Annotated in this window: 9 protein-coding genes and 1 tRNA gene; 3 read left to right on the top strand and 7 right to left on the bottom strand. The window is 59.4% G+C overall.

The window, feature by feature from the left end; all coding sequences use genetic code 11:
* Positions 1-329: 329 nt before the first annotated feature.
* Positions 330-908, bottom strand: coding sequence for a TerD family protein (locus Q0349_RS00305; protein WP_298078723.1), 579 nt, complete (start codon positions 906-908; stop codon positions 330-332).
* A 3-nt stretch (positions 909-911) separates the two neighbouring features.
* Positions 912-1,979 (bottom strand): TerC/Alx family metal homeostasis membrane protein, encoded by a 1,068-nt coding sequence (locus tag Q0349_RS00300; protein ID WP_298078722.1) that lies wholly within the window; start codon positions 1,977-1,979, stop codon positions 912-914.
* Between the two features lie 218 nt (positions 1,980-2,197).
* Here Q0349_RS00300 and gpmA point away from each other — a divergent pair, with 218 nt between their 5' ends.
* Positions 2,198-2,884 carry a 2,3-diphosphoglycerate-dependent phosphoglycerate mutase gene (gpmA, locus tag Q0349_RS00295; RefSeq protein WP_298078721.1) on the top strand — a complete coding sequence of 229 codons (687 nt, stop codon included), beginning with the start codon at positions 2,198-2,200 and terminating at the stop codon, positions 2,882-2,884.
* Positions 2,885-2,993: 109 nt separating this feature from the next.
* On the opposite strand, the gene rbfA is transcribed toward gpmA, so the two are convergent.
* The 5 genes from rbfA to Q0349_RS00270 form a co-directional block, all read right to left on the bottom strand.
* Positions 2,994-3,386, bottom strand: a complete 393-nt coding sequence (gene rbfA, locus Q0349_RS00290) for a 30S ribosome-binding factor RbfA (RefSeq protein WP_298078720.1) — start codon at positions 3,384-3,386, stop codon at positions 2,994-2,996.
* Complete coding sequence (infB, locus tag Q0349_RS00285) at positions 3,386-6,043, bottom strand: translation initiation factor IF-2 (RefSeq protein ID WP_298078719.1); 2,658 nt, start codon at positions 6,041-6,043, stop codon at positions 3,386-3,388. Before infB ends, rbfA begins: the two co-directional genes overlap by 1 nt.
* Before the next feature lie 18 nt (positions 6,044-6,061).
* Positions 6,062-7,552 carry a transcription termination factor NusA gene (nusA, locus tag Q0349_RS00280; protein ID WP_298078718.1) on the bottom strand — a complete coding sequence of 497 codons (1,491 nt, stop codon included), beginning with the start codon at positions 7,550-7,552 and terminating at the stop codon, positions 6,062-6,064.
* Between the two features lie 9 nt (positions 7,553-7,561).
* Complete coding sequence (gene rimP / locus Q0349_RS00275; RefSeq protein WP_298078717.1) at positions 7,562-8,008, bottom strand: ribosome maturation factor RimP; 447 nt, start codon at positions 8,006-8,008, stop codon at positions 7,562-7,564.
* A 92-nt stretch (positions 8,009-8,100) separates the two neighbouring features.
* Positions 8,101-8,177 (bottom strand) — tRNA-Met (locus tag Q0349_RS00270).
* Between the two features lie 185 nt (positions 8,178-8,362).
* Between Q0349_RS00270 and Q0349_RS00265 the strand changes: the two genes are divergently transcribed.
* Both Q0349_RS00265 and Q0349_RS00260 read left to right on the top strand, forming a co-directional pair.
* Complete coding sequence (locus Q0349_RS00265; RefSeq protein ID WP_298078716.1) at positions 8,363-9,655, top strand: leucine-rich repeat domain-containing protein; 1,293 nt, start codon at positions 8,363-8,365, stop codon at positions 9,653-9,655.
* An 18-nt stretch (positions 9,656-9,673) separates the two neighbouring features.
* Entirely contained in the window at positions 9,674-10,540 is an 867-nt protein-coding gene (locus tag Q0349_RS00260; RefSeq protein ID WP_298078715.1) for a hypothetical protein, read from the top strand.
* Positions 10,541-10,752 lie beyond the last annotated feature (212 nt).

The following is a 10,752-nucleotide window of genomic DNA, read 5'->3' as shown; positions in this document are numbered from 1 at the left end:
AGGCGCTGTTTGCAATTCATTTTGGATGCGGTCGCTACGCGGTTTTTCACACCCCTCCCTGACCCTCCCCCGCTGCGGGCTTCGTCCTGCAGGGGAGGGTTGGAGAGGGGTAAGCGATATTATTGATGAGCCGAAATTCCAATTTTTCAATTGTTTGCTGCCCTCACCCCAACCCCTCTCCCAGAGGGAGAGGGGCTTATCCGCCGAATGGCAAACAGCCTCTAAGGGCTGTTTGCCATTCGTTTTAGATGCGGTCGCTACACGGTTGTTTATACTCCATCCCGCTTTGCAGGGGAGGGGGAGCTGTATGGCAATCACGCGGTCATCAATCAGCCGACGTTCACCCCGTACTGGTGGCAGAGGCTGAGCAGACCACCGGCGTAGCCTTGGCCGATGGCGCGGAATTTCCATTCGCCGTCGCGGCGATAGACTTCGCCGAAAACCATCGCCGTTTCCGTGCTGTAATCTTCGGAGAGGTCAAAGCGCAGCACTTCCTGCCCGCTTTCGTGGTTCACCAGGCGGACGAAGGCGTTGCTGACCTGGCCGAAGTTCTGGTGGCGCGCTTCGGCGTCGTGGATGGTGACGGTGATAAAGAGCGAGCTGATGTTCGCAGGTATTTTGTCGAGCTGGACGAGGATGCTTTCGTCGTCGCCATCGCCGTCGCCGGTGAGGTTGTCGCCGGTGTGTTCTACCGCGCCTTCGGGCGATTTGAGCTGGTTGTAGAAGATGAAGTAGGCATCAGACGGCACTTTTTTGTTGTCGCCGGTCATGAACAGGCTGGCGTCAAGGTCAAACGGCTGGCCGTCGCTGCTGCGCGCATCCCAGCCGAGGCCGATGAGGATGTGTTTCAGCGCCGGGTCGGTTTTGCTCAGCGAGACGTTTTGTCCTTTGCTTAGGGTGACTGCCATGATTTACTCCTTGGTTTCTTTTTCCGGGTAGAGCAGGGATGCGACCACGCCAGCGAGCAGGACGACGATAACGACGATGAGCGAGGCGAGCGGCGAGATGTCGAGGCCGTGGTGCAGGTAATGGTTGGTCGCGGACAGCGCCAGCTTGGCGGCGATGAAGAAGAGGAGGACGATGACCGCTTTTTCGAGGTGGACGAGGTAGCCTTTCAGCGCTTCCAGCACGAAGTACATCGTCCGCAGGCCGAGGATGGCGAACATCATCGCGCTGTAAACAATCAGCGGTTCGCGCGAGACGGCAATTACCGCCGGGACGCTGTCGAAGGCGAACATCACGTCGGAGATTTCGATGACGGCGAGGCAGAGCAGGAGCGGGGTGGCAACCCAGGCGCCCGCTTTCATCGCGTGCGGGTGGCTTTGTTCGGGGTGTTTGGTGTCTTCCCCGGCCAGTTCGAGGTGTTCCTGCGGGTTTTTTGCCTGCGCGTCGGCCAGCTCACGGCTGTTGAGGAAGAAATTGTGTCCGTAGAGGCGCGGCCAGACGGGGAAGAAGCGATGGACGAGGCGGTAGGCGAGGTGGTCGGAGTAGTCTTCGATTTCGTCGCCGTCGTCGCCGCCTTTCAGCATCATCACTGCCGTCCAGGCGATGACCAGCGCGAAGATGATTTCGACGAAGGGGCCGAGGGCGAGCAGGCCGGTACCGATGACGACAAAAATCATGCGGAAGATGATGGCGCCGATGATGCCCCAGTAAAGCACGCGGTGGCGGTAGCCTTCCGGCACCTTGAACCAGGCGAAAATCGCCATCATGACGAAGAGGTTATCGACGGAAAGTACTTTTTCCAGGGCGTAACCGGTGATGAACAGGCTCGCTGCTTCGCTGCCGTGGTGCCAGCCGAGGAAGCCGGCGAAGGCGAGCGAGACGAGAATCCAGAAGACGGTCCAGAGTGAGGCGCTTTTCAGGCTCATCGGTTTGTCGCTGCGGTGGGCGTAGAGGTCGATGAGAATCGCACCGACGGAGAGGATGATGAAGACGGCGACGGTTTCGATGGGGAAGCCGAGGTGATGGTTTTGCATGGGGTTCCTTGGGGTAGTTGGGAGGATGTGCCAAACGGCACAGGGGCGCGCATTATAGGAGTTTTCAGGCTGAATTTCAGCGGGATAGCTGCGCATCACGGGAAAAACATTGGCCCTGCCACGACCGTTGCGCAATCGCCGCGATAGAACCGCCGCCGCAATAACGCTACAATACTAACGATTCGTTACCTTTCCCTCACCTGCTAAAGGAGCACACCATGAAACTCGTCCTTTCTCGCCACGGCCAAAGCGAATGGAACCTTTCCAACCGCTTCACCGGCTGGGTTGATGTCGATCTCACCGCGCAAGGCGTGGAAGAAGCCGTCGCCGGTGGCAAATTGCTGAAAGAAAAAGGCATCCTCTTTGGCGTCGCCTTCACCTCCTATCAGAAGCGCGCCATCAAGACCCTGCACCTCCTGCTTGAATACTGCGACCAGCTATGGATTCCCGAATACAAAAGCTGGCGCCTGAACGAACGCCACTACGGCGGTCTGCAAGGGCTGAACAAGGCCGAAACTGCCGCCAAATACGGCGACGAACAAGTCCACATCTGGCGTCGCAGCTTTGATGTGCCGCCGCCTGCCGTTGAAAAAACCAGTGAATATTACCCGGCGAACGAGCGCCGTTACCGCGAAGTCCCGGCGGACGAAATGCCGGTCGGCGAAAGCCTGAAAGACACCATCGCCCGTGTTCTGCCCTACTGGGACAGCAACATCGCGCCCGAACTGCGCCAGGGCAAAAACGTCCTCATCTCTGCCCACGGCAACAGCCTGCGCGCGCTGATCAAATACCTGCTCAACATCAGCGACGAAAAAATCCTGGAGCTGAACCTGCCGACCGGCACGCCGCTCATCTTTGACCTGGACGACAAACTCAACATCGTCTCCGCGCCAGAGCTGTTCTGACGCTTGCCAGACGGATACGGGCGGCCAGCACGGTCGTCCGTTTTTGTCCTCTACGCAAAAAAAACGCGCTCCGATCAGGGAGCGCGTCTTTTATGGCAGGGCAGGGCGGTTATGCCTGCCCATCTTCTTCTGTTTCATCTTCCGGCGGCAGGTCTTTCACCAGGTCATGCAGCAGGTGATCCATGCGCGCGCCGTATTCCACCGAGTCGTCGTAGTGGAAGCTGAGTTCCGGCATTTTGCGGATGCTGAGTTTTTGTGCGAGCGCGTGCCGCAGTTGTCCGGCGTGGGCGTTCAGCGCGCGGATGAGCGCGGCGCGCTCCGCCGGGTCGCTGATGACGTGGGTCACATAGACTTTGGCAAATGACAGGTCGCGTGTCACCCGCACCGCCGTGATGGAAATCAGCGAGGCGTGCGGGTGATCAAGGTATTGCGGGATGGCAGCGGCGAGGTCGCGCCGCATTTGTTCGCCGATGCGGCGGGTGCGGTCTTGTCCTTTCGGCATCAGAGCGTCCTCTCGATGGAGACGCGCTCGTAGCATTCGATTTGGTCACCGATGCGCACGTCGTTGTAGTTTTTGACGCCCAAACCGCATTCGGTGCCGGCGCGGACTTCGCTGACGTCGTCCTTGAAGCGGCGCAGGGATTCGAGCGCGCCTTCGTAGATGACGACGTTGTTGCGCAGCACGCGGATGGGGTTGTTGCGCTTGAGGACGCCGTCTTCGACGATGCAGCCGGCGACGGTGCCGAATTTGGAGGAACGGAACACTTCGCGTACTTCGGCGAGGCCGATGATGTCTTCGCGCACTTCGGGCGAGAGCATCCCCTGCATTGCTGCTTTCACCTGGTCGATGGCTTCGTAGATGATGCTGTAGTAGCGCAGGTCAACGCCTTCGTTTTCCGCCAGTTTTTTCGCGTTGGCGTCGGCGCGGACGTTGAAGGCGATGATGATGGCTTCGGAGGCGATGGCGAGCTGGACGTCGGATTCGGTGATGCCGCCGATGCCGGAGGCGATGATGTTCACTTTGACTTCGTCAGTCGCCAGTTTCAGCAGCGAGTCGGAGAGCGCTTCGACCGAGCCTTGGACGTCCGCCTTGATCATCAGGTTGACGGTGTGGACTTCGCCTTCTGCGGCGCTGCTGAACAGGTTTTCCAGTTTGGCCTTCTGCTGGCGCGCGATTTTGATTTCTTTGAATTTGCCTTGGCGGAAGTTGGCGATTTCGCGCGCTTTGCGTTCGTTTTCGACGATGACGACTTCGTCGCCCGCGTTCGGCGTGCCGGAGAGGCCGAGGATTTCGACCGGGGTGGAGGCGCCCGCTTCTTTGAGTTCGTTGCCGTTTTCGTCAAGCATGGCGCGGATGCGGCCGTATTCCATGCCGGCGAGCATGATGTCGCCTTTTTTGACGACGCCGGATTGCACCAGCACGGTGGCAACGCTGCCACGGCCACGGTCCAGGCGGGATTCGATGACGACGCCGCGTCCCATGCCGGTAGATGGTGCGGTCAGCTCCAGCACTTCAGCCTGGATGAGAACTTTGTCAAGCAGGTCGTCGATACCTTCGCCGCTTTTCGCCGAGACGTAGGCGAAGAGGTTTTCCCCGCCCCATTCTTCAGCGATGACGCCGTGCTGCGATAATTCGGATTTGACACGTTCCGGGTCGGCGTCCGGTTTGTCCATTTTGTTGACCGCGACGATGAGCGGTACTTTGGCAGCGTTGGCGTGCTGGATGGCCTCGATGGTTTGCGGCATGACGCCGTCGTCGGCGGCGACCACGAGGATGACGATGTCGGTGGCGTCCGCGCCGCGCGCGCGCATGGCGGTAAAGGCGGCGTGGCCGGGGGTGTCAAGGAAGGTGATGGTGCCTTTTGGCGTTTGTACGCGGTAGGCGCCGATGTGCTGGGTGATGCCGCCCGCCTCGCCCGCGACCACTTTGGTTTTGCGGATGTAGTCCAGGAGCGAGGTTTTGCCGTGGTCAACGTGGCCCATGATGGTGACGACCGGCGCGCGCTGGATGATGTTGCCCGCGTCTTCGTCGGCCTCGGCCATGACTTGTGCTTCGAGGTCGTTTTCTTTGATGAGGATGTACTGGTGCCCCATTTCTTCGGCGACGAGCGCGGCGGTTTCCTGGTCCAGCACCTGGTTGATGGTGACCATTGAGCCGAGTTTCATCATGACTTTGATGAGTTCGCCCGCTTTGACGCTCATTTTTTGCGCCAGTTCGCCAACGGTGATGGTTTCCGGGATGCGTACTTCGCGCGAGACCGGGGCGACGGGTTTTTCAAATTTGCCGCCCTTGCGTTCGCGTTTGTTGCCGCCCTTGCCGCCACGGCTGCCCGCGCCGCTGCGACGGTCGTCGCTGTCGCGCCCGCCACCGCGCTTGCCACCGCCGCGTTCACCGCGCCCGCCACCGCCCGCACCGCGTTCGCGGCTCTGGATGTGGAAGCGGGTTTCGGCTTCTTCTTCGTAGTTTTCGCGTTTGGCGACATCAAGCAGGGCTTCTTGCCGCTGCCGTTCGAGTTCTTCGTTTTCTTTGGCGGCGCGTTTTTCCCGCTCTTCCTGTTTGCGGACTTCTTCGGCGGCGTTGCGCTTGGCGTCTTCGGCTTCGCGGAGTTTTCGCTGTTTTTCTTGTTCGGCAAGCTGCGTCGCTAGTGCGGCTTCGGCTTTTTGTCGCGCCTGTTCGGCGTCAAGCGCGGCTTTTTCTTCCTGTTCTTTGCGCAGGCGGCGCGCTTCTTCTTCGGCGACACGCTGGCGTTCGGCGTGCTCTGCTTCTTCGCGCGCCCGCGCTTCGCTGTCGCGCATGGCTTCGCCCTGGGCGAGGCGCTGTTGTTCGGCCATTTGTTGGGCGATTTCGCGCGGGCTCAGTTTTTTTTCGCCGCTTTTTTTGGCGGCGGCACGCGGTTTTTTCGCCGCCGTCTCGCCGCTTTTTTTCTCGGCGGTGGCGGGCTTTTTCGCCGCTCCGGCGGGGTTTTTCAGGCTGAGTTTTTTTTCGCCGCTTTTTTTCGCTGCCATGTGTTTGGTCAGCGCCACTTTTTGCGCCGGTGTCAGCGTGTCTTCTTCGCCCGCGACCGTGACGCCCGCTTCTTTCAGCAGGGAAAGCAGGCGGTTCACGGGTATTTTCAGTTGTTTGGCGAGCGCCGCTACGGTTTGTTCTGCTACTGCCATTTTATTGTTCCCTCGCTATCATCCACGAAACCACGGCTCGCGCGCTTTCAGTATCAGCGCCGATGCCTGTTCTTTGTCCATGCCGGTGTAGTTCACCAGTTCGTCCACCGCCAATTCTGCCAGGTCTTCCTGGGTGTGCAGGCCGTTCGCCTGCAGGGCGGTAATGGCGTCTGCATCCAGCCCTTCGACGTTTTCCAGCGGCAACTGCATTTCTTCTTCCGGCGCCACTTCGGCGACAAAGGCCTGTTGCAGCAGGTAATCTGCCGCGCGCGCCATCAGCGCATCGACGGTTTCTTCGTCAAAGGCCTCGATGGCGAGCAACTCGTCGCGTTCGGCATAGGCGACGGTTTCCGGCGCGCTGTATCCGGCTTCTATCAGCAGGTCGGCGATGTCGTCGTCGATGTCCAGCGCTTCTGCCAATGCACGCTCCTGTGCGTCCTGCGCCGCTTCTTGCCGTGCCGCGAACTCTTTTTCGTTCAGGACGTTGATGGTCCAGCCGGTGAGTTCGCTGGCCAGGCGCACGTTTTGTCCGCCGCGGCCCACGGCCTGCGGCAGTTTGTTTTCCGGGACGGAGATGTCCATCACTTTGCGCGCCTCATCGGCGGCGGCGTTGGTGATTTGCGCCGGTGCCATCGCCTTGCGTACGTAGGTTTCCGGGTCTTCGTCCCAGAGAACGATGTCAATGCGCTCGCCCGCCAGTTCGTTCATCACCCCCTGCACGCGCGAGCCACGGATGCCGACGCAGGCGCCGACCGGGTCAATGCGCGGGTCGAAGGTGCGCACCGCGATTTTGGCGCGCAGGCCGGGGTCGCGGGCAACGCCCATGATTTCGATGATGCCGGAGCCGATTTCCGGTACTTCCAGGGTGAAGAGCTGTTTCAGCATTTCCGGGGCGACGCGGCTTACTTCCAGTTGTGGCCCGCGCATTTCCAGATTGACTTTGGCGAGGTAACCACGGATGCGGTCGCCGATGCGCAGCGTTTCGCGCGGAATCATGCCGTCGCGGAGGATGGTCGCCTCGGCGCCATTGATATCGACGATGACGTTGCCGCGTTCGTGACGGCGGACGATGCCGTGTACCAGCGTGCCTTCGTCGGCGATGAACTGGTCATAGACCTTGCGCCGCTCCGCCTCGCGCAGTTTCTGGATGATGATTTGCTTTGCCTGCTGCGCGCTGATGCGGCCAAAGGGTTCATTCTCAATCGGCACTTCATGCACGTCGCCGACCTGCAGGTGGGCGTCGGGAAACTCGATGGCGGCGACACTCTCGCGCATCTCCGCATCCGGGTTTTCCAGAATCGCCTCGTCATCGACAATCGTCCACAGGCGGAAACTCTTGTATTCGCCGGTGCGCGGGTTAATGACGACCTTCGCCCCGATTTCCTCGTCGGGATAACGCTTGCGCGTCGCCGCCGCCAGCGCCGCTTCCAGCGCCTCGATAATCACGCCGCGCTCGACTTCCTTCTCGTTCGCGACCGCATCAATAATGTTCAACAATTCTTTTGACATAAATCCTCCTCAAAAAACCGGCACCAGACGCGCCTTGTCCACATTGGCGAAATCCACTTCGACTGCCTCGACCGCGCGCCCCTGTTGCACCGCAAAGGTGATGCGCTGCGCCGCCTCGTCGGTGGATTCAATCACCCCTTCAAAGCGGCGGCGGTTGCCCACGGGCGCGTGCAACTGCACCTTCGCCGTCTCGCCGGCAAAGCGGACAAAATCGGCGAACGAAAACAATGGCCGATCCAGCCCCGGCGACGACACCTCCAGCGTGTAGGGCGCGTTAATCGGGTCTTCCACATCAAGAATGGGGTTCACAGCTTCGGTAACGGCGACCACGCCGTCCATATCAATCCCGCCTTCCGGGCGGTCCACATAAATACGGAGAATCGCATTGACCGAATTGTGGTGATACTCCACCCCAACCCACTCAAAACCCATTGATTCCACAACAGGTTTCAGCAATTCCGTAACATTCTCCTCGCGCGACATAACGTCCCCTTGAAAAAACGCATACAACAAAAAAGCCCTTGAAAAAGGGCCTTCTAAAAAATCCTTGGAAGCGGGGGCTGGATTTGAACCAACGACCTTCGGGTTATGAGCCCGACGAGCTACCAGACTGCTCCACCCCGCAATTGATGAGGCGCGCATTATAGGGATTTGCGCGCGGGATGCAAGCCGTGCCCACAAAAAAATGGTAAACCGCTGAAAACGAGGCGCGCCGCACCGCCGCAGCCTGCGGAGAAATACAAACCGGAGCAAAGATTGTTACAATACCGCCACAAAACGTAACCTTACTCCATGCCAAAAGGAACACCCATGCTCAAAAGCATCACCAACGGACTGCGCCGCGTCTTCAAGAACAACGAAGAAGCAGAAGACGAAAACGAAGGACGCTTCAGCGAAATCATCAACTGGGCCGACGAAAACAACATCGGCGAAGACCGCATCCCGCGCGACGCCGCCGAACTGATGGGACTCAACCGCCTTGACCTCTCCTTCCGCCGCCTGCAAACCCTGCCGGAAACCCTTGGCGAACTGGCGCTTTTGACCGAACTTGACCTGCGCGGCAACGAACTGCAAAAACTGCCCGACTCCATCGGCAACCTCACCCTGCTGAAACGCCTCGACCTCAAATGGAACCAGCTCGAAACCCTGCCGGAGAGCTTCGGCAACCTGACAGGCCTCACCAAACTCGAACTCGGCTACAACAAAATGGCCACCCTGCCGGAAGTCATCGCCAAATTCAGCCACATCACCGAACTGGACCTCAGTGACAACCGCCTGCTGCGCGTGCCGCTTTTCATCGGCAACTTCACCCACCTCACCAAACTCAACCTCGCGCGCAACAAACTTGAAGACCTGCCGGAAGTCTGCGCCAACCTCACCAAACTGACGCGGCTCAACCTCTCCTCCAACGAACTGAAAAAACTGCCGGACTTCATCGCCAACTACCGCGAACTGGGCGAACTCGAACTCTACGGCAACCACCTCGGCACCCTGCCCGAATACATCGGCGAACTGCACCAACTGCACCGGCTCGACATCGGCGGCAATATGTTGACCACCTTGCCCGAATCACTGGCGAAACTGCAAAACCTCAGCATCCTCGACGCGCACAACAACCGCCTTACCAGCCTGCCTGCCAACTTCGGCAGCCTGAGCCAGTTACACCGCCTCTCGCTGGCGCACAACCAGCTAAGCCTCTTGCCGCCGCCGACCGCGCAAATGCAGCGTCTGGCGGTACTTGACCTCTCGCACAACCGCCTGATACAACTGCCGGAATTTATCTGCCAGTTCACCCGGCTGAACGACCTCAACCTCGGCTACAACGAACTGACCGAACTGCCGGACGACATCGGCCAGCTCACCGAACTGGAAATGCTCAACATCAGCCACAACAACATCGGCGCGCTGCCGCCCTCCGTCGCGCGCCTCACCAAACTGATCAACCTCGACCTCTCCAACACCCAAATCCCCTACCTGCCCAAATACATCAACGACCTGAACCGCCTCTGCATCCTTGATGTGCGCAACACGCGAATGCGCATCCCGCTGCCGCTCGCCACCCGCATCGAAAGCAACGCGGTGATGGCGGGCTACTACAAATAACCGCCCTTCGAAAATCCCATGAAAACCCTCGCCCTGCCCGTCGCCCTCACCCTCGTCGCCACCGCGCAGGCAGCCACAGACCCGCTCATTGCCCAAACCCTGAACCAACACTACCCCGTGAACGCGGACGCCAGCGCACGCCTCGCCCGCGCCAGCGACGGCAAACAGCGCGAATGCCATTACTACCGCGTGGATGACGACGAATACTGCATGACCCTGCACAGCGAAAAAACCGCTGACAGCGCACAGGGCAAGCGCCGCTACCTGCTCATCACCGGCAAAAATCTGAACGAAGGACACGCCTCTGCCGGACTCGCCATCCTCTTTGCCTTCACTGAAAAAAACGGCGGGTGGCGGGAGGTCGCGCACGGCCAAACCGAAGCGGGCGAATGGGGTGACGCGCCGGAGGGCTGGCAATGGCAAGAATTTGGCCCCGGCTATTGGGGCGTGGTTGGCAAAAGCGGATTCGTCCAGGGCGGCGGGCTGGAAGAAGCCTTCAACATCCTGCACGACGACGGTGAGCGCATCGCCAGCAGCACCATACCCGCCACCAGCAACTACGACGAATTTTGCGATCCCGCCGTAGAAAAATTCTGCGACAACTTTTGGGAAGGCGAAGCGGGTGCCAAAGAACACCTTGCCAATACCAAAGACCTGCAAGCCACCCTCAACATCCGCCGCGACCTCAACCCGGTTGGTAACAGCTGGCCGCTGGAAATCACCCTCAACGGCTACGACGGCCGCAAAATTACTGGACGCGAAAACAACGGCGCCTACCGCCTCGCACCGATCAAAGAATACCGGCAGGAAAAATATACCTTCCCCTACGACGCGACCAAACACGACTACCAAATGCCGGACAACTACCCGATTCGTTTTGACTGAATGCCGCCAGAGGCGGCGACATAAAATAGCCCCGGCAACCGGGGCTATTTTTATGCGTCAGGTCAATTCATCGCGCTTCTTCTTTTCGCGCAGCGCCGGTGGGTACAGCAATACTCACAAAGTTCTGTACAAGGCGCGCCGCCGAAGACAGTACAGATTAGGCGCTGTTTACAATTGGCCATAACATGATGATTTCATTCGCAGGTTTGGTT

Origin of the sequence: uncultured Cardiobacterium sp., assembly GCF_938028185.1 — a bacterium.
Taxonomy (GTDB): domain Bacteria; phylum Pseudomonadota; class Gammaproteobacteria; order Cardiobacteriales; family Cardiobacteriaceae; genus Cardiobacterium.
The sequence above is the reverse complement of the archived record's forward strand: the minus strand, read 5'-3'. Positions and strand labels throughout refer to the sequence as shown.